Source organism: Candidatus Omnitrophota bacterium, from assembly GCA_016209275.1.
GTDB lineage: Bacteria > Omnitrophota > Gorgyraeia > Aquiviventales > Aquiviventaceae > JACQWM01.
In genome coordinates this window covers 39,222-59,413 of sequence record JACQWM010000056.1, presented here as the reverse complement: position 1 = coordinate 59,413, position 20,192 = coordinate 39,222, and the positions used below count along the sequence as shown (strand labels likewise).

Genomic DNA, 20,192 nt, shown 5'->3' with positions numbered 1-20,192 from the left:
GGCGAGGAGCACCCACAAGACAAGCAGAATCAGGCAGGAACTGGCGACCGTCATAGAGAGGATGGTGGACGGTGGATGGTGGATGGTGGCTTGAAAGATAGGCAATCCACAATCCACAATCCACAATCCACGATCATCTTAGAATGCGCCTCGACGAAAGAGGACGGCGGGAATCGTGCGAAAAAGAATCTCAATGTCGAGCCGCCAGCCGCGATGGCGGATGTAATAGAGATCGTACTCGATATTCCGCTGCAGCGGCAGGCGCTTGCGCCCCATCACTTGCCATAAGCCGGTCAGGCCCGGCTTGACCAGCAGCCGCTTCTGCTGCCACGGCTCGTATTGAGCCACGAGAAACGGCATTTCAGGCCGCGGGCCGATCAGGGTCATGTCGCCTTGCAGCACATTGACAAGCTGCGGAAGCTCATCGAAGCTCCAGCGTCGTAAAAAACGGCCGAGGCGTGTGACGCGAGGATCGGTCAAGTCGTTGGGCGAGCAGGCATACGGATCGGCATCGATGGCCATCGTCCGAAACTTGTACATCCGAAACAGCCGCCCGCGTTGCCCGACTCGCTCTTGCATGAAGAGCGCCGGGCCGCGCGATTCCCGCCGAATCAACACCGCCAAGAGGCCGAACAGCGGCAGACAAGCAAGCAAGGCCGCGATGGCAACGAGGATATCCCCGAACCGTTTGATGAGCTCATATCCCAACGATGGTCGGCTCGAGGGTAGATGGAGCAGCGGCAACCCTGCGACGCGCGAGAGCGGAACGCGCTCTGAGAGCGCTTCAAGCTCAGGCGAAACGATATGCACGTTAGCTGTCTGCTCATCCAGTTCGGAGACGAGATTCAACGTTTCGTGGAGCGACAACGCTTCGGTGGCCACGAAGATATCGTCCACCCGATCATCCTGGATTATGGACGCGACCTGCGCTGGTTCAGCCAGACAGCCGATGACGTCGTACCCTGCCGGCCAGGTTTCAATTTCTTCTTTCACCCGCAACGCCAACAGCCCATCGCCGAGAATGAGTGCCCGCCGCAAGCCGATGCCGCGGCGAGCCAGCCGACGCTCTAATGCGCGGGCGAGCATTCGCGACAGCGATAAACAGAGGAAGGTCAGGACCCCAAACAACAGCACGACCGGACGCCCAAAACTTGAGCCGCGCAGCAAAAACGCCACCGCCATCGTGCTCAGCATTCCCACCAGTGTCGCTTTAAGCACTTGGCCGAGCTCTGCTCGCATCGACATTGCGGGTGAACGGCGATACAGTCCCATCGCCGCACACGTCACCAGCCACATCCCCACCAGCAATGCGACGGCTTGGAGATACGGATCCACCGGGTTGAGCAGAAATCCCAAGGGCTGATCCAACCATCGCCAGAACCAATACGAGCCGAGCCAGCTACAGGTGACTAATCCCGCGTCCAGCAGCAGCAACGCAAACGTCCGGATGATGAAAAAGGCGTTGCCGAAGAGATACCGGCGCCAGAGACGCCTGGGTTCTACCAACAAGCGGAAGAGCCATTCGAATCCAAGCCGCCCAATCCACCGGGGTGCTAGCGGTGTCTTCCCTCCACAGTAATCGAACAAGGCACCTACACCCCAGAGCACCGGCACCTGAAGTGCCTCACGATGGCGCCACATCCATTTTTCCTGCTTGGGCGCTCCAAGACCCACCAGGAGGATGTGGGGTTTGGCCTGATTGATCTCGGCAATCAGCGAGGCGGTCTCCTGTTCGGAGACATAGCCGTGATGGGTGCCAGCGATTTGCAAACCGGGAAAGGTTTCAATCAATTGCTGGGCGGCCGCTTGAGCAACACCCGCCCCCCCGCCGAAGAGATACAGCCGCAGGCCGCGCGCCACCGCCATGCGGCACAGGTCGGGAAGCGCATCCCCTAAGGTAATCCGCTGCTTGAGCGGTTCGCGGGTGAGGCGCGAGGCCCACACGACACCGGCGCCATCGGCGTAGACGATATCCGCCTCATGCAGAATCGCACGATACCGACGGTCAAATACGGCTTGGTTGAAGCACTCCGCGTTGACATAGCAGATGAGATGCGACTCCGACGTCTCTGCCATCGAAGCGATGCGGGTCATGAGGTCTGGCGTTCCGAGAATATCGATGTCGATGCCGAGCACGCTCGTTCGCAGGCCTGGCCTATTGTGCGTTTCCTGAAGCGCCTCCATCATACCCATTAACTCGCCCCCTGCATCAGGCGCTTGAATTGTTGCATAGGTCTGACGAGCGGCCGCACAGCGGCGGCATGCGTGAAGCGGCGTACGACACTCGGCAGCGTCCGAATCGGGAAGAGCCCTTCCGGGGTCAGCTGCCACGTGGCGTCGCGCAGATCAAAGATGCGGTCAAATCCGCCAAGGAGTGCAAAATTTCTTTCCGCTTCGGGACCGTGCCATGCGCCCCGCCGCGCGCCGTTGGCATGCGAATAATCGTGATTTTGGTGGATCGCTGAAACAACCGCTGAGACATCGATGATCGGGATCTTGGAGGCATGCGCTTTCCAGACCAGCCAGTTATCCCAGAGCGTCCGGCCGATCGCCATGGGCGGGATCTCGCGCCACAATCCTCTGGGAAAGATGAAATAATCCATGGCATGCCGATCGTGCGGCTTCCCATACTTCTCGAGATGCCGGCGGAGGCATTCATCACTGTCAGGAGTATCGAAGTCCCACAGCTCAGCCACATCAATGTCCCATCGCCGCCCGATCAGGAGCGCCGGCCACTTGACCTCACGGGTGCGTTCCACCGCATCCAGGATATTCGTGCGGAGCATGATGTCCGCGTTGGCGTAGCCCATGACGGAGTATGCGGCGGCAGCTTCAGCCTGCGCAAACAGCGAGTTCACCAAAGGCGTGCCGTACTCGTTACGTTGCACGTTGGGGATGTGCCGAATCCCGAAACGGGACGCGATGTGCGCCGTGCCCAGATCATCTCCAAGCAGGATCACCTCACAGCGAGAGCCGAGACGCGTCCAACTGGAGATGGCATTCTCCTGGATGATTGCGGTGTGCCCTGCAAAGTGTTTTGGAATTCCAAAAATAGTCAGCATGGTCTTGGATTGATGCGCAATCGCTTTGTAATCTGGCAACGCATGTAGTGCAAAATCAACCGGACGTTGCCTGGATGGAGCTTCAGGCCCTTGAGGATAGAACTCAATGCAAGACCGTAATGCCCGCCATCCTTTGCGGCATACCACGCCCCACGCAAGTAGGCGGCGCTCAGTGCGCGGGATTTCTTCTCCATCAGCAATGGAGGAACATGGGGCAACCGAAAGAACTTCTCGGTCAGCGCAACACAGGCCGCGGCCGTGATATCACCACGCTTCGCTAGATAGCCTGGGCAGGCGCGTTCCTGAGCCCAGGGTATGGGCACGTGGTGAATCGTCCCCACTAACCCGATACGCAGCCACAACTCATGATCTTTCTTGGAAATGAAACTGGTATCCAGCCATCCCACGCGCTCCATGATCTGACGCCGCATGAATGCGGCGGGTTGTGGGATACAGTGGTTGCACCATTCAAGGGCGAACGCCAGATCCCACGGTTTCCAGTACCCCGGTCTGATGATCTTACTGTGTTCGTCGATCCACACGGATTCTCCGTACACCACGTCGACGTCTCGATGCGCCTGGAGATACTCGACGGCTTGATGGACCGCCTCCGGGGCAACCCAGCAATCGTCGGCATTCAGCCAGGTGACGATGTCCCCGCGGCTCATCTGCCATCCTTTATTGATCGCATCCGCGTGTCCGCGATCCGGTTCAGAAATCCATCGTAAGCGATTCCCATAGCTTTTCAAGAGATTGACCGTGCCGTCCGTCGACCCTCCATCAACGACGATGCACTCAATGTGCGGATAGGATTGTTGGAAGATGCTACCGAGAGTTGGCTGAAGAAAGTGCGCCCGATTCAAGCATGGGACCACAACAGAAACTACCGGCCGTTCAGTCATGTGGTATGGGCTTCCGAAATTCGAAGGTTGTCCGCGATGCATTCGGCAACGAGCTGTGAGAATTTCGCTGAATAGTGGACCAGGTCAATGTATAGCGGGCTGGTCGTATTGCTCTGAATATCCGCGCACCACACAAAATTGTTTCCTTGAGGATGACTCTTGATGAATTGAGCCATCACGGGGTATCCAAACAGTGAATAAGTATGTTGCCCAAACCCATCACGGAGGAAAGGGTTGTGGAGTTGAAGGTTGTATTTGTAAGTCGGTACCGGCTGCCAGATGAACATTGGGGTTGTTCCCACTCGAGCGGCTAAAGCTTCAATGGCGGTCTTGTTCGCAAGGTATCGCTGAATCGCACGATGCAATAGCTGGGGATCGTCATATTGACGTTCAACCGCGTAGGCGATGAGTCGGTCAACGATGTTTTTCGGCCCCCCGTTGCTCCGCTGGGCGATGTACGCCGCTGAGACATGCTCTTCAATGAACCGAAGTGGAGCGCCTAACCGCGACAACCTGACTCGGCGAATCGCCCGTTCCCACCAGTGGGCAGAGGCCGTGTTAAAAAAATCTCCCCGCGCATAATAGAAATCATTCAAGCCATCGAGGAAAATCGCCAGATCCGGTATGGCTCCCTGCCGAACCAGCATGTCGAACCGTTGCCGCTCCTGGGTTGAGGAGAAGTAACCTACGCCAAAATTGTAGACGCGCACCGGTTTTGGACGGGGCGTGCTGTTCAGGCGACACTGCAAAAATGCGGCCATGGTTTGGTCATCTGGCAGGCCGTAATTGAAGGCCGTCGACCCGCCGAAGAGGAAAATCGTCAGATAGCGGTTTCGGTCAATGGGCCACCGCCCCTGATCGGGAACTTCGCGAAATCCTGCGTCATGGACGGTCACAAATCGGCCGTGAAACGGGGCGACGGTAAAGCTCCCGTCCGGGTGTATCGCGAGCGGAAGCGTCCAACTCTCATTCAGCAGCGCATCAATCTCTTGGTCCGTCAGACCAGGATACGAGGCCTGAAGCGAGACGTGATATTTCCTCGAAACCGGATTGGCGAAGCGGACCTGTTCCCTCTGCCCAAGGAGGAATTTCACGCAGAGGAGCGCTCCCGCAAGCACAACGCAGCAATTAATGACCGAGGGGCGAAGGCGTTTCATCGATGAGCTCATACCAGTGGCTCGACCGACCTTTGTTGAACGGCGACAATGCGTTCGCCTTCATGCCAGCGTTCCTGCCGGCATGGGACGAGAGCGCCTGTCCTCGTGTCGAACTGGAAGATGCGATACCCCAACCCCTCAAGGAATTCGAGGACTTGCCTGCTGGTTGCGCTCTGGTGCTGCAGGCTCCTATCAGAGAGCTCGATCATGAGCGTCGGTCGGAACCGAAGCAGCGTGTCCAGCGCGCCGTGAAGCACGAACAGCTCTGCTCCCTCCACATCCATCTTGATGAGATCAACGGACGACAATCGCTCTTCTTGAACAACAGCATCTAACCGTCGTGCTTGCCGCGCCTCTCGTCTGAGGCACCAGGTATCTTCATCTGCGAACTCCCCCAAGGTGTTACGGCCCGAATGCCCCTCGGCGGCAACAGCGAGGCTTACCTCGCATTCAGTGTTGTGTAACGCTTCGGCTCTCACACGGACATTGCGCACGCTGTTCAAGTCCAGATTTCGCTTCAACCGTTCAACCTCACGCTGACTTGGTTCAATCGCAATGACGACGCCGCGCTCCCCGACGGCCCGGGCGGCACATAAAGTATAGAGACCAAAATGAGCTCCTACGTCGATCACCGTCATTCCAGGCTCCAGGATGCGGCGCAGCCACGCAAATTCATTCGGTTCGTAGCATCGCGTGAGGAAGATGGAACGACATACCTCATCTTGGGGATAGGCCAGCACTCGAAGACCATTATACCAAGCGAGACGGAAATCGCCCGAGCGCATGCGGGAAAACCATCGCCAGAGCGCTCGTCGGAGGAGCATAGTTGGCGAGCGAACTGTCCAAGCGCTGCCCAGCTTCCATCCTGGCCATCGACAGGAGACCGGAGTCCTCGCGGCGCGCTCACACAGCCATAAGCCCCATGCGGTCGGCAATGCACGGCAGAGGCGGTCGAACACCTTCAGCGCAAATACCTTTCGCTCGATGAACACGGACGTGACCTCCCCCAATACTGTATTCCACGTGGCGTGAACCGCGAGAAATCCGCGCGGTTGCGGCATCATACTGAACGTCACGCTGCCCCAGCGTCGACCAGAGCTCGCGACATCCTTTGTGGCGATGAGGATGCGACGCATGCGATGGCGACCAATCCGCTGAACGTATTCGTTGTGGTCTGGGCACCCATCAGGACGATAGACGGCAGCGAACCCTGCCTTGTACAACATCAGCACTAAGGCAGATTCGCTGGGCACGCAGGCTGTGTAGTGGAGTCCTTGGTTGTCGGCCTTTCCTTCTTCAAAAAGCATAAGACTCGGTTGTGAATTGGGGATCACGATGGTATCGATGACCAGATAGCGACGTGTCACTTCGTACAAGGCCCGAACAGCACGAAATGGATTCTCCAAATGGTAGAGGACCCCCAAGCAGAACACCGCATCAAACTGTCCGATCGCTTGCGCCGATACCTCCTCGACGTTTTCCACGATAAACCGCACATCCGGATAGCGCCGCTGAGCTTCGAGAATGTTCCGTTGACGACCATCCAACCCGGTAACGTGCCATCCGACCTCGGCGAGGTATCGGGTAAAATAACCGAACCCGCAACCGACATCGAGTGCTGTCCGAGGCTCCTCTTCGCTCAGCAGTGCGGGCACAAAACGATCCAGGAAACGTTTTCTCGCCTCGTTAAACCGCACCGCCTCCTGCTGATCAAATGAGGAAACATGCATGGCTGATCGAGTCATTTTGCTTTGCGATCACGCTGCGACAGGTAATACTCCCATCTTTCGTACGAGCCATAGCTGCAGTACCGCCTCGCAGCCCGCCCGCAGCGTCCAAGCGATCGCCGCCCCTTCAATCCCCCACACTCCAATCAACCACCACCCCAGCGCGGCGTAGAGGGGCAACTCGCAGAGGAACAGTTTTGCCACGACATCGGGCCGGCCAAACCCTTGAAGCATAATTGAGGGCACCCAACCAAGAGCATTCAAGAAAAATCCCAGCGCTAAAATCCTGAGGACGGCGCTGCTGTGGCTGGCGAATTCCACACCCAGCCAGAACTCGAGCACGTTCTTGGCGAACACCATCAAGAGGATCGCCAGAGGGCCGACCCCCCACAGGAGCAACAGGAACGCCCGGTGGAACAATCTCTGAATCTGCTGGTAATCACCGACAGTCATGGCGCTGAAACGTGGGAATAACACCATAACAATCCCGCTGGGGATAATCATGAGTCGCGTAATGATAGTGGCAGGGGGCGTATAGTACCCCACGTCGCTCATCGATAATCTCATCCCAATCAAAAATCGTTCAAGAGAGGTCACCAGCGACGCGGTCAGCATAAGGACCGTCATCCACCCCATGTAGCCGGCCAATTGTCCCAACACGCGTCTGTCAAATTGCATGATGGTTTTCAGGTAAGGTAAGAGACCGAGTACTAGGACCAGCAAAACCACCGTGCTTGCCATCGTGATGATGACTTGGAGTGCGACGATGCGCGATAGATCAAAGCCCAGGTGGATCCCGAAGACGGGAGCCAGCGACAGCGCACAGTTCGTGGGTACCTTCACCGTATTAACCAGATCGAAGCGCAGTTTCGCCTCAAGCAGCCCGCGCAGGCCTGCTGAACAGATCACGAACGGGACGCCGAGACTCAACCAGAAAAGACAGTGTTGCGTCTGATGGATGAACTCTGGACGGACATGGAGCAGGCGCGTCGTCATCCAAGGCGTGAGGCCCGCCAGCAAAAAACCTCCACAGATCCCCAACCCCCCCTGCAGCAGAAGTGAGGTCCAGACCAGCTTGGCGACCGTGTGCTCTTCGGACCGCTCAAGTTCTCTGGCTACATAGCGTGTCGTCGCTCTCCCGAGCCCAAAATCGAATAGACTGAAATAGCCGAAGATGATCACCCAGGTGAGCGAGAGGATGCCAAAACGCTCAACTCCGAGGCCGGCAATCACCAACGGCGCAGCGACCAGCGAAACCAGCAGCGGAATTGCCTCTCCTGCCACGTTCATGCAGGAGTTATGAACCAGCGTGTGCCAGTCGATCGCAGTCCTCCGTCTTACGACGTGCTTAGTTCCGCACGAACCCCCACTCCCGCTCAAGCAGCTCCAAAATGCGACGGACCATGATGCGGTTGCCTTCACTCGACACGTGGACGGCATCCTGGTAGAGAGAATCAGTGGAGCGGTCAAAAACATCCAAGAGGCTGTAGATGGGCACGCGTTCTCCCTTCAGCTGCAGGAGCCTGTCCGTCATTCGCTGATACGCAGCCCCATAGGAGAGGTCGCCGACGACTTTCCGTTCGTCAGCCGTCAAACGCTTTCCGAGAGCCGGAACCGGCTGAATGAGAAAGAGTCGTCTGATCTGCCTCGACTCGGCAATGACGTTCATCATCCGGATGTATTTCTGGTACTCGCTGATGGCCAGCTGCCATTTCTCCTCCTTGGTCCAGCTCCCCGTAGGAGCCAGCAATCGCTCGGTGATCGCCTGGGTCGTTGGCTGGATCCTCATGCTCCCCTGTGTGACATAGGCGCCTCGCGCCCACGCTCGCAGTTGGCTCACGACGAAATAGCAGAGCCGTGAATGGTGCAGCAGCCAAACCCGTTGCTGAAGCTTCAAGAGCTTCCCATCGATCCACAAAGGCAAAACTGATTCTGAACTACCGTACTGATTGGTCATCGCGACAAAGTAGTTGTCGGCCGGAAACTCAAAGCTCCGGTTGGGCGATGTAACCACATAGCGCTCATTGAACCCATCCAACGTGATAACGCCATCGAGCACCTGAGCATAGAGCGCAAACAGCATGAACTGCTGCGGCTGGTGCCACGCACCCACCCCACCATTCAGCACGATAAAGCGTTTAATGTCACCCGTTCGATAGTGGGCGTTCAGCTCTCGTTCGAGTTCGTTCTGCTCAACACGCAGCCCCGCGAGTTGGCTGGCCACCGAGCCGCCGGTCAGCAGAATCACAAACACGCCCGGCTCCTTCTTCATCGGCATGTCATGCCCCAGGAGGCCAATATTATTGATTTGGACCGTATTCACCCTGACGGCGGGATTATGGACAAACGACAGGTAGGGATGCGGAAACATCAAATCCGCGTAATCCATCTGCGCAGGAACGAGTTGCTCAAGATACACATTTCGCTCACGCAGGAGTTTTTCTTGGACTGAAATCAGTTTCCCGCCCTTCCTCCAGTCAACAAGGGTCATGACGCTCTCGAGAAAAAGAAGCGCTCCTATGAGGGAACACACAACCACGCTTACTCGGAGGATGAACGTGCCCGGCGTGCGCTTACCCATTGCCGGTCGCGACTAGAGCCTGATGATAGGACGAATGTTGTGGCGGAGTGTTGGAGACACGCAGAGGGAGTGTCTCATGGGAGCTTGGCCACCACTAAGGTATGCCAGCCAAAGAAACGCTCAAGACCTCGAAACAGCGAAGCTGGCATCCAACGAAAATACCAGACACGCACATACTCGTACTTAACATACTTCTCGATGGCGTAGGGGAAAATGTGCGTCTTGCGCATCTGAAGAATCGTCAACCCTCGCAACAGCCGGCGAATCTGTCGTATTGAATACACATAGGTGACGGGGCAGCCAGTTTGAGCCTCCGAGTAGACACGGATGAGCCGATCGGCGCGCCACCATGCCCCACGCCCATAGGTCAAAATGATCCACAACGTCTTCCAGCTCCACCTGGAGTAGAGCATCAGCTTCAGTTCGGAGTGGGGGGCGAGATATTTCTGAATTTCCTCGACTGCGCGTTCCGGTCGCGGGGTGTGGTGCAAAACACCAAAACTATACACCAAGTCATAGGCCTCAACCGGAACGACCCGGCTCAACTCCTCGACATTGCCGTGGAAAAACCGGCCCGTCAATCCATACCGCTCAAAACGCTCCTGGCACAAATTCAGACTGCGTTCTGACAAGTCGATAACCGTCACCTGGGCCCCTGCGCGAGCAAAATTGACCGCGTCAGTTCCGATGCCACAGCCAATCTCTAGCACCTTTCGGCCTTGCCATCGACCGAACTGCGCAAAATCAGGAATATGCGGTTCCACAAAATATTTTCTCGCTTCCACCTCATCGAAGTATTGTCGTGTGCCGACGGAATGCGGCGAATGGCGGATATTGCACGGTTGCCGGTCCCAAAATATTTGGACATCTTCAACAAGTGATCTCTCGTCAATCATGAGGCGGTGGCAGACGAGCTTAACAAGGAGGGGGCTAAAGCTGGAACTGTCTCTCCAACGCCGAGCGGGAGGAACGTGACGTGTGGAGCCCCTTGGAGGTTCTTCGTGAGCAGACGCCAGCAGTCAAACACGGCAATCGGAGGTGCTTTCACCGGAAAGTCCTGCGCGGTCAACATCCCGAATTCCTTGCAGGGAATAGTGAAAATAACGACATCGGCTTCAGCTAAGCTCTCGGTCACGCTGGCTGCATAAGCGACATTGCCACCGAGCTGTCGGCGACATTGCTCCATGGCCCCCGGTAGCGGATCGAACACCATCGTGGGAACGCCTGCTGAAACCAGTTGAGCAGCCAGAAACATCCCGAACGATTCTTCGATCACGTCGGTGCCGGGTTTATACGCCAAGCCGAGAACCGCCACGGCAACACCGGGTGTCAGCACCTCCCTGACGCGCCCCCAGAGCCTCTGGGCGTGATGGTGGTTGAAGCGATCGGTGCTCTCGGCAATGAGGGGGGCACAGCGAAGCTGCTGAGCCAGGGAAATGATCGCCTTGTTATCGCGCGGAAAACATGGCCCCCCATAACTGGCCCCTCCCTGAAGATAGCGGGCGCCGATGCGGCTATCAAGGCCGAGGGCGCGCGTCACCACGTCCACATCAGCCCCCGGGAGCTGCTCGCACATTTCCGCAAGCATATTGGCGAATGAGATTTTTGTCGTAACAAACGTGTTAACGGCAAGTTTCGTCAGTTCGGCATTGACGAAATTCATCCGCGCAATCGGCGGCGAACTCTCCATGATCCGGTGATACACGGCTTCCAACCGCCGGCCCGCCGGCTCATCGGATTGCCCGATGAGAATGAAATCCGCCCGGAGGATATTCGGAATCACGGACCCGAGCGAGACAAACAAGGGGTTATAGCAGACGCCGAAATCTTTCCCGCACATCTTCCCCGATGACTCTTCCAGGGCCTGCTGAACCACCGTCATCGACCCCGGCAGCACGGTGCTGTTGATGACGACCAGGTGATAGTCAGCCTTCGCGGCGATCCCCTGGCCAATCTTGCGCATCGCATCGAGCACGTAGCTCAGCGAGAAACCACCGGTTGGCTCGGACGGTGTCGGCACGACCACCATCGTCACCTCGGAATCTTGGACAGCTTCGCGATGCGATCCGGTCGCCCGAAGATGCGTTCGGTACTCAGCGAGCAGGCGAGCGAGCTGTGGTTCGCTCAATCGGCTTTCTCCTCGGTGAAACGCCGCGACTACGTCGTCGTCCACATCGACGCCAGTCACCTCAAACCCTTTGCTCGCCAGCACCCCAGCGAGACAACTTCCGAGTTTTCCCAGGCCGACTACGGAACAGCGCGTCTCGGAACTCATCGCTCGGTGAGAAGACTCTGAAGATTGCTTGCAACTTCGTCACGCTGGCGATCGGCAAAGTACCAGTCGATGGTGCGGCAGACCCCTTCGTGGAAGGGGACGCAGGGCGCCCATCCCAGCAAGCGCTTTGCGAGCTGGTTATCGGCGACGCGATTTAACGGCCCGGTGGGCATCTCCGGAGCCAAGCGGATGGGAGCCTCGTGTCCGGTGTAGCGAAGAATCTGCTGGGCGGCATCGATGACGCGGATGCGCTCCGTGGTCCCAAGATTGACGGCCGTGCCGTCATCGATCCGCTCGGCCGCGAGGATCGTGCCGGAGACGATATCATCCACATAGGTCCAGTTCCGCACTTGCTCTCCCGTGCCCCAGACCACAAAGGGGTCTTCCTTGATAAAGGCGCGGGCGATCATGGCGATCACCGCGTGATTCTCCACCCCGCGGGGCCCATAGACGGTGAAGTACCGGCAGGAGGCCGACTTCATGCCGCGCTCCCGATAGTAGGCTTTCAGCGTCAGCTCGGCCATGAGTTTGGCCCATCCGTACATGTTGTCGGCGTCATATGGCGGACCCACCATCTCCTCGGTCAGATACAGCTCCTGCCGCGGGTCCATTTGGAGGTGGTTTGGATAGACGCAGCCTGAGGAGGCAAAGACGACCTTTTCGACGCCGGCTTCGCAGGCCATTCGAAAGAGTTGGCTATCTAAGAGGAGGTTGGTGGAACAGGCGACTTGATGGAGATCGACGTAGCCCCGCCCCCCATGATCCGCCGCGAGGTGAAAGACGATGCTGATCCCCTGCACCGCCGCTTGGGCTATATCGGGAGCGAGCAAATCGCCCTGGCGGAACTCAATGGTTTCTTGCTCAAGATGCGAACGCAGGTTCTCCAGCTTGCCGCTGGAAAGGTTGTCGACCACCCGCACCCGGGCACCCTTGGCCACCAGGGCATCGACAAGATGCGATCCAATAAAGGAAGCGCCTCCTGTCACTAACACATGGCGATGATTCCACATGCACGCATCCTACTGAAGGATGGATAATGACTGAGGACGACCAGGAGTTATTATAGACGATTCCGCGTTCAACTGCCACAGCGGCCTGTTGAAGTATCTCGTCGTTAGTGGATGAGGGTGGAGATTTGGAAGATGGGCATGACCCCGCCCCCTGTTGCTCCGCCGCGCAGCGGCGGCCTCGGCAACGCCAAGGCGTCGCCATTGGCGACTGCGACAGGGGGTGGGGTGAAGAGGGCGACGACGATGCCGCCGATGAGTGAATGGCGAAGATTATAACACGGAGAGGCATTTCCGACGCAGATCAATGACGGCCTGAAGCGGGATAAGCAAGTCGAGGCCGAGTAGGCCATCGATGGGGCTTTCGCCGGGCAGCTCGTGGCAGGCGAGGGTGACACGGTGAAAGCTGCGTTCAAAAATCCGTAGCTCAGGGATAATGATGAGTGGGATCAGCTCCTTGCCGCTAGCCGTGAGTGTTTCCCGAAATTGGGTTGATTGGGCCGGGTTAACCCCGATCGCCAATGCGGCCTTCGGGGGCACCATGGTGGTGGTCGCTCCCGTATCCACGGCAACGCGGACAAGACGACTCCCTTGTGGGCCCGTCAGGCGCACATAGATGATGAGAAGTCCAGCTTCGAAAAGGAGAGGATACTCAGGCACGGAACGCGACCGCGTATCCCTGGGGGAGGGTCTTCTCCGAATACAGGACGACGCTGAGCTCCTTCACGTCTGTCCACCGGTCGTACATCTCATTACGGTGCGGGGAGTGCGCGAGCAAGCGCCCGCGCAGTGGCACCTGCGTGTGAGGATCCAATCGATCCACCCCCACCAGCAGCCACTCGCGTCGAAACCGCCGACGGATTTGCTCAATCGATTCGCTTTTCTTCATAGGAAAAGCGTAACATGGCCACACATGCTTGTCAACGTTGCGACGCAACGTGTCAATTAACGTCCACAGCTGCATCGTCAAACCGCGAGCTGCACGCCAGCGGATCAAGGCTGATATCATCTCATCCGAGCAACCATTTCCATAATGGGGTGAAGGCAATCCGTCGGCCTTTAAACTGCTCCTCAGCCTCATGCTCCTCGGTGATGACGAGCGAACGGCTCACCTTGAGCTCCTCCATCGCTTTGACGAGGCTGCGCAGCTCTCGGTCCTTGGTCCGGGCATCTTCCACATGCCAGCAAACCTGAATCAGTTGCTTGACCTTGGTGCCTTCCTTGATCACGAAATCCACCTCTCGGTGATGGAGGTCTTTCCAGTAATACAGCTCAGCGTCCGGGTGAAGGACCTGCTGACGCTTCAAGTGCAAGAAGACCACATTTTCGGCGAGCCGTCCGATATTCTCGGAAAATCGGAAGCCAACCGTGTTGCTCAGGCCGGTGTCAATGGCGTAGACTTTGCGGGGATTCTTCTCCTGCTCCCGCACTTTGAAGGAGAAGCGCTTCACAAAGAAGACGAGATACACCTGCTCCAGGTAGCTGGAGAACTTCTCCACCGTCCCCGGAGAGAGTTTCAAGAATTTCGCCAGCGAATGAAAGGTGGTCAACGTGGCCACATGGCTCAGGTAGTGCTTGATCAGCGCCTTCAGTTCCTGCGGCTTGCGGACCTTGAAGCGCCGCAATAGATCTTTCGTGACCAAGTCCTCGAAGTAGCTCAGCAAGATCGCCTGCTTCTGTTGCGACAAGCTCACCTCGGGAAAGGCGCCGAACTCCAGATACTTGCGCAACAGCCCCTGGATTTCCACTCGCTTGTTCAAGAGATCCAGCCGATCGTTGACGGCCACGCCGTTAAACGCCAGGAACTCTGTGAAGGATAAGGGGAACACGGTCACATCGAGGTGCCGGCCGGTTAATAGCGTGCCCAGCTCGCGGCTTAAGAGCTTGGCGTTGGAGCCCGAAACCACGAGCTTGGCTTTCTTGAGTTCGTGCATGTATCGGACCCATCGCTCCCACCCGTCAATCTCTTGCACTTCATCCAGGAAGAGATAGACCGGACCTTTGGGCGTGAGAAATTCGAGATAGGTTTCATACAGCTGCTCAAGGAGTTTGATCGTCAGCTCCGGAAACCGCGGATCCTCAAAATTCGCGATCAGGATGTTCTCCGTGCGCACGCCGTCTTTGGTCAAGGCCCAAGCCGCCTGTCGCATGAGGAAGGACTTTCCCGCGCGTCGGGGCCCGGTAATCGTGAGCACCTGATTCGTGTCAAGGAACCGCTTAACACTCGCCAGATACTGGTGTCGAGGAACGCCGGTCTCCAGCTCCCTGCGCCAGAAGTTCCAGTCATTGAGGATCGCGATCAGCTCATTTTTGTTCATTATATTCACTATAGTGGTTATAATTTCGAAACGATATCTATTACAATGTTACTATAGGGGGGTCGCCGAGTCAAGCGCAGATCGCACATCGATCCGCGGCGATCGGCAGGCGTGGTGTGCCGCTGCGGCGAGCTGCGCTAATGGATAAGAGTGGAGATTTGGAAGATGGGCATGAAGAGGGCGACGACGATGCCGCCGATCACGAGGCCCAAAAATGAGATCACCGCAGGCTCAATCAGGCTGGTGAGCCCGGTGATGGCCGCGTCGACTTCGCTCTCATAAAAGTCGGCGATTTTGACCAGCATCTTCTCCAGCTCGCCGGTCTTCTCGCCGACGGCGATCATGCGGGTGACCATCGGCGGAAAGACTTTGCTCTGCCCCAGCGGATCGGCGATATTTTCCCCCTCCTTGATGCTGGAGCGGGCGGTCATCACGGCCTGCTCAACGACTTTGTTGCCGGAGGTCTTGGCGACGATTTCCAGCGACCCAAGGATGGGCACGCCGGATTTGATCAAGGTCGCTAAGGTGCGGGAAAACCGGGCAATCACCACTTTCTGCATGAGCTTGCCGATGATCGGGACTTTCAAGATCGTGCGGTCGAACCACCACCGGCCCGCCGGGGTGCCCAGCCAAACCTTCAAGCCGATAACCGCCATCACGAGGAGGATCGCTTCATAAATCACGTAGCGCGCCATAAACTCGCTGAGCCCTAAGAGGAGCATGGTCGGCAAGGGCAGCTTGCCTCCCAGGGAAACGAAGATATCGCGAAACTTCGGCACGATGTAGATGAGGAGGAACGTGGTAATACCGAATGCCAGGATGGTGACGAAGGCCGGGTAAAAGAGGCTGCTGGAGACTTTCTTCTGGAGCGCGCTGACTTTCTCGACGTAGCTGGCGACCCGGTCAAGGATTTCATCGAGCCGCCCTGAGGACTCGCCTGCCCGCACCATATTGACGAAAAAGTCGGAGAAAATCTTCGGGTGCCGTCCGATGGCCTCGGAAAGGCTCGCCCCGGCCTCGATGTCATCCTGGATTTTCTTCAGTGTTTGCCCGAAGACGCGATTGTCCATCTGGTCGGCGAGCACATCCAAGGCTTGCGAAATCGGAATGCCGCTGTCCACCATCGTGGCGAGCTGGCGCGAAAACACCACAATTTGATCCGTGCCGACCTTGCCGGAGCCGGCCTTGACCAAGGAGCCGCCGCTGGAGCGCTCGCGGATGGAGAGAATGACGAATTCGCGCTTCCAGAGCTGCTCGATGAGGGCGGCGCGGGACTTGGCGTCTGAGGTCCCGTTATGTGTCTTGCCGGCTTTGTCTTTCACGACATACGCAAACGTCGCCATGTTCGTCGCTTCGCTCCGTAGATGATTACAGTGATTATTCCTCGGTCGTGACGGCCACGACCTCTTCCAAGGTCGTGAGGCCCTGCTCCGCTTTGTGAAACCCGTCCTGCCGCAACGGAACCATCTTCAGCTCTTTCACGGCATGCTCTTTGATTTGCCACGATTGCGCGCGGGCGACGATCAGCTCCCGCACCCGCTCATCCACCGGGAAGACCTCCACGATGCCCATCCGCCCCCGGTAGCCGGTATCGCGGCACAACCGGCAGCCTTTCGCCCGGTAAAATGTCGCCTCCGGTGACGGCGCAATTTTCAGCCGCTCCAGCAGCTCGGCCGGCGGATCCACCCGCTCGCGGCACTTGGTGCACAGCTTCCGCACGAGCCGCTGCGCTTGAATGAGGCTCACACTGGAGGCCACCAGAAACGGCTCGACGCCCATGTCGATGAGGCGCGTCACGGCCGAGGGCGCGTCGTTGGTGTGCAGGGTCGAGAGCACGAGCTGGCCGGTGAGGCTGGCTTTCATGGCGATATCCGCGGTCTCAAAGTCGCGGATTTCTCCGATCATCACCACATCAGGGCTTTGCCGCAGGATGGTCCGCAAGCCGCCGGCGAAGGTCAGGCCGATGTCTGTGTTGACCTGCATCTGGGTCACGCCCTCAATTTGATATTCGACCGGATCCTCAATCGTGATGAGGTTCTTCGTCTTGCTGGCCAAGACGTTCAGCACCGAATAGAGCGTGGTGGATTTCCCCGAGCCGGTCGGCCCGGTCACCAGGATCATCCCGTAGGGCCGCTTGATCGCCATCTTGAATTGCTCAATCGATGCGGGCGTGAATCCGAGATAGTCCAGCCCCATGGAGAGGTTCGCCTTATCCAGCAGCCGCAGCACCACTTTCCCGCCGTTGGTGATCGGCAGCACGGAGACGCGGAAATCCACCTCTTTGTCATCCACGCGGACCTTGAACCGGCCGTCTTGCGGCAGCCGCCACTCCGTGATGTCCAACCCTGACATGATTTTCAGCCGCGTGAGGATCGGGCTTTGGACCGCGCGGGGCAGCCGGTGGATCTCCATCAGATGCCCGTCAATGCGATAGCGGACGCGCAGCAGATTCTTCATCGGCTCCAGATGGATATCGGAGGCATGCCGGCGCATGGCTTCCATCACCATCAGGTTGATGACTTTCACCACGGGCGCCTCATCCACCGCCCCCGCTTCATTCAGGAGGAGGGCGACCGCGGTGTCAATGTTGTCGTCCTTCGTCACCGCCACATCCTGCGTCTCCCCCTCGGGCGTCTCGGAGAGCGAGGTGGGGCTGGCGTAGATTTGCTCGATGGCTCGGAGGATGTCGGTCTCCGGCGAGAGGACCGGATCGATGGCCACCTGGGTCAGGACCTTGAGGTCATCGATCGCAAAAATATTCATGGGGTCGGCCATGGCGACGACCATCCGATTGCCGAATTTCGACAGCGCGATCAGGCGATACTGGCGCGCCATCCGCTCAGGGATGCTCTTGGCCACGTTCGGATCGATGCGGTATTTCGCGAGGGAAATCATGGGCAGGCCGAGCTCTTTGGAGAGCAGCTCGGTGAGCTTTGATTCATTGACCACACCACGATCGATCAGCAGGCGCGCAAAGCTCTTTTTGGTCTGCACGGCATCATTCACAATCGATTCAATCTGCTCCGGCGTGGCCAGCTTCTGCTCGATGAGAATCTCGGTGATGCGCTGCTTGAAACTAATCATTTAATCTCCGACCACCTCGCCGAGGGTTGTCCGGAAAATTTCATCCAACGTCGTCAGGTGCGCCACCACCTTCGCCAGGCCCTGCTCGCGCAGCGTGTTCATGCCCTGGCTGCGCGCCACCGTTTCGATTTCCCGTTCCGGCGCTCGTTTCATGACTAAGGCGCGGATCTCCGGGCTCATGACCATCGTTTCCGCGATCACCTCGCGGCCCGCGTAGCCCGAATCGAAACAGGCCTTGCACCCCTTGCCTCGCGCCAAGGACAGCGGCTCGCCTTGCTCGTCCACCAACCCCAGCCGCGCCGCCAGGCCCTTGGGCGGCTGGTAGGTCTGGGCGCATTTCTGGCACACCCGCCGCACCAGGCGCTGCCCCACGACCACCATCAAACAGGAATTGATGAGAAACGGCTCCATGCCCATGTTGGTCAGGCGCACCACCGAGCCGGCAGCGCTGTTGGTATGCAGCGTGCTCAGCACGAGATGCCCGGTGAGCGCGGATTTGATCGCCATGTCCGCCGCCTCGGCGTCGCGGATCTCGCCGATCATGATCACATCCGGATCCTGCCGCAGAATCGACCGAAGAGCTCTGGCGAAGGTGAGCCCGATGTCGGTTTTCACGTTGACCTGGTTGACGCCATCCAGCTCGAATTCAACCGGATCCTCGACCGTCACCAGATTCCGGCTCGGCGAGTCGATCATTTTGAGCAAGGAGTAGAGGGTCGTGGTTTTTCCGGAGCCGGTCGGCCCGGTGGAGAGCAGCAGCCCGTGCGGATGCTGCGCGCACTCTTTGAGCCGCTCAAGATCCCGCGCGGAAAAACCCAGCGTGTCGATGTTGAGCTTGACTTCCCCTTTGTCCAGGATCCTCAAGCACACGTTGCCGCCGAAGTTGGTGGGGAGAATCGAGACGCGGAAATCGATGAGGCGCTCATCGACCCGGAAATTAAAGTGCCCGTCCTGCGGCAGCCGGCGCTCCGCGATGTTCAGCTCGGACATCACCTTGATGCGCGAGACGATCGCCGCGTGCAGATTCTTCGGGGGAGCCTCCCCATCTTGCAGGACGCCATCGACCCGGTAGCGGACGCGCACCGTCGACTCGCGCGGCTCGATCAACAGATCCGAGGCGTGCATGCGGACGGCTTTCGTGATGATGGCGTTGGTGAACGTCACGACCGGGGCATCCTGCGTTTGGCGCAGCAGCCGCTCCGGATCCGCGTCATCGGCGGACCGCGCGGTTTCCGCGGTGCTCTCCGCCTTTTGGACCATGTCGCGAAGCGTTTCCTCCACCCCAACACCGTAGTACTGGTCGATCGCATCCTGAATTTCCTTGGCGTTGGTGAGCAGCGGATTAATGGACAGCCCGGTGAGCGTTGAGATGGTGTCCAGGGCGAAAATGTTGAGCGGATCGGCCATGGCGATGGTCAAGGTCTGCCCGATGCAGGAGACCGGCACGAGCTGGTATTGGACCGCCATCTCGCGGGAAATGAGGCCCCGAAGCATCGGGTCAAGCTTCAGCCGAGCGAGGCTGATGGGGGGGATCCCTAACCCTTGGCTGACCGCGGCGATAAAGTCGCCCTCGTTGACCAAGCCGCGCTCCACCAAGATTTTCTGCAGGCTGCCGCCGTGGTCCCGCTGGTGGGCGAAGGCTTCATCGAGCTGCTCTTGCTTGACGAGCTGCCGCGCGAGCAAGACGTTGATGACGCGTTCCTTCAGGCTCGTCGTGGTCATCGTTTCGGTTCGCTCGGCGGAGACGTTGATGGAGCCGCGGGCGCTGATGGGGCCGGCGCTGGCGGAGCTTTGGCCGCTGCCGACGGAGCCTTGGCCGCCGCCGGCCGAGTCGCGGGGCGGTAGCATTTCTCGATGGCCTTGCCGATCTCCGAGGGAGTGCTCACAAACGTCTGCACGACGCATTTCGTCAGCAGCTCGATTTCTTCGATGGCTTGAAGATTGGACGGATCGGCCATCGCCAGCGTCAAGGCGTTGCCGATGCGGTCGATCGGGATGAGGCAATATTGCCTGGCGATCTGCTCGGGGACGAGGGCGGTCAGCTCCGAGTCGATTTCGTAGTTCGCCAGCGGCAGATAG

General features: G+C 58.3%; 16 protein-coding genes. All 16 read right to left on the bottom strand.

Annotation, left to right across the window (positions count from 1 at the left end; translation table 11 throughout):
- Positions 1–138 precede the first annotated feature (138 nt).
- Complete coding sequence (locus tag HY737_08260; GenBank protein MBI4598375.1) at positions 139–2,187, bottom strand: exopolysaccharide biosynthesis polyprenyl glycosylphosphotransferase; 2,049 nt, start codon at positions 2,185–2,187, stop codon at positions 139–141.
- Positions 2,188–2,192: 5 nt separating this feature from the next.
- Complete coding sequence (locus HY737_08255) at positions 2,193–2,960, bottom strand: hypothetical protein (GenBank protein ID MBI4598374.1); 768 nt, start codon at positions 2,958–2,960, stop codon at positions 2,193–2,195.
- A 95-nt stretch (positions 2,961–3,055) separates the two neighbouring features.
- Entirely contained in the window at positions 3,056–3,964 is a 909-nt protein-coding gene (locus tag HY737_08250; protein MBI4598373.1) for a glycosyltransferase, read from the bottom strand.
- On the bottom strand, positions 3,961–5,121 hold the full coding sequence (locus HY737_08245; GenBank protein ID MBI4598372.1) for an SGNH/GDSL hydrolase family protein: 1,161 nt from the start codon (positions 5,119–5,121) through the stop codon (positions 3,961–3,963). The genes HY737_08250 and HY737_08245 overlap by 4 nt, the downstream gene beginning before the upstream one ends.
- Positions 5,122–5,129: 8 nt before the next feature.
- Positions 5,130–6,818 carry an FkbM family methyltransferase gene (locus HY737_08240; protein ID MBI4598371.1) on the bottom strand — a complete coding sequence of 563 codons (1,689 nt, stop codon included), beginning with the start codon at positions 6,816–6,818 and terminating at the stop codon, positions 5,130–5,132.
- Positions 6,819–6,878: 60 nt separating this feature from the next.
- Complete coding sequence (locus HY737_08235; GenBank protein MBI4598370.1) at positions 6,879–8,138, bottom strand: flippase; 1,260 nt, start codon at positions 8,136–8,138, stop codon at positions 6,879–6,881.
- Between the two features lie 58 nt (positions 8,139–8,196).
- Positions 8,197–9,339, bottom strand: coding sequence for a hypothetical protein (locus HY737_08230; protein ID MBI4598369.1), 1,143 nt, complete (start codon positions 9,337–9,339; stop codon positions 8,197–8,199).
- Between the two features lie 164 nt (positions 9,340–9,503).
- Positions 9,504–10,325: a class I SAM-dependent methyltransferase gene (locus tag HY737_08225; GenBank protein MBI4598368.1), complete on the bottom strand. Its 822-nt coding sequence runs from the start codon at positions 10,323–10,325 to the stop codon at positions 9,504–9,506.
- Positions 10,322–11,704, bottom strand: a complete 1,383-nt coding sequence (locus tag HY737_08220; GenBank protein MBI4598367.1) for a UDP-glucose/GDP-mannose dehydrogenase family protein — start codon at positions 11,702–11,704, stop codon at positions 10,322–10,324. Before HY737_08220 ends, HY737_08225 begins: the two co-directional genes overlap by 4 nt.
- On the bottom strand, positions 11,701–12,714 hold the full coding sequence (locus HY737_08215; GenBank protein ID MBI4598366.1) for an SDR family NAD(P)-dependent oxidoreductase: 1,014 nt from the start codon (positions 12,712–12,714) through the stop codon (positions 11,701–11,703). Before HY737_08215 ends, HY737_08220 begins: the two co-directional genes overlap by 4 nt.
- A 270-nt stretch (positions 12,715–12,984) precedes the next feature.
- The gene (locus HY737_08210) at positions 12,985–13,254 is read right to left on the bottom strand and encodes a hypothetical protein (protein ID MBI4598365.1); all 270 of its coding nucleotides are present in this window, start codon (positions 13,252–13,254) and stop codon (positions 12,985–12,987) included.
- A 109-nt stretch (positions 13,255–13,363) separates the two neighbouring features.
- The gene (locus tag HY737_08205) at positions 13,364–13,600 is read right to left on the bottom strand and encodes a hypothetical protein (GenBank protein MBI4598364.1); all 237 of its coding nucleotides are present in this window, start codon (positions 13,598–13,600) and stop codon (positions 13,364–13,366) included.
- A gap of 121 nt (positions 13,601–13,721) precedes the next feature.
- Positions 13,722–15,029 carry an ATP-binding protein gene (locus HY737_08200; GenBank protein ID MBI4598363.1) on the bottom strand — a complete coding sequence of 436 codons (1,308 nt, stop codon included), beginning with the start codon at positions 15,027–15,029 and terminating at the stop codon, positions 13,722–13,724.
- 137 nt (positions 15,030–15,166) lie between these two features.
- On the bottom strand, positions 15,167–16,372 hold the full coding sequence (locus tag HY737_08195; protein MBI4598362.1) for a type II secretion system F family protein: 1,206 nt from the start codon (positions 16,370–16,372) through the stop codon (positions 15,167–15,169).
- Between the two features lie 34 nt (positions 16,373–16,406).
- The gene (gene tadA, locus HY737_08190; GenBank protein MBI4598361.1) at positions 16,407–18,113 is read right to left on the bottom strand and encodes a Flp pilus assembly complex ATPase component TadA; all 1,707 of its coding nucleotides are present in this window, start codon (positions 18,111–18,113) and stop codon (positions 16,407–16,409) included.
- Entirely contained in the window at positions 18,114–19,961 is a 1,848-nt protein-coding gene (tadA, locus tag HY737_08185) for a Flp pilus assembly complex ATPase component TadA (GenBank protein MBI4598360.1), read from the bottom strand.
- Between the last annotated feature and the right edge of the window lie 231 nt (positions 19,962–20,192).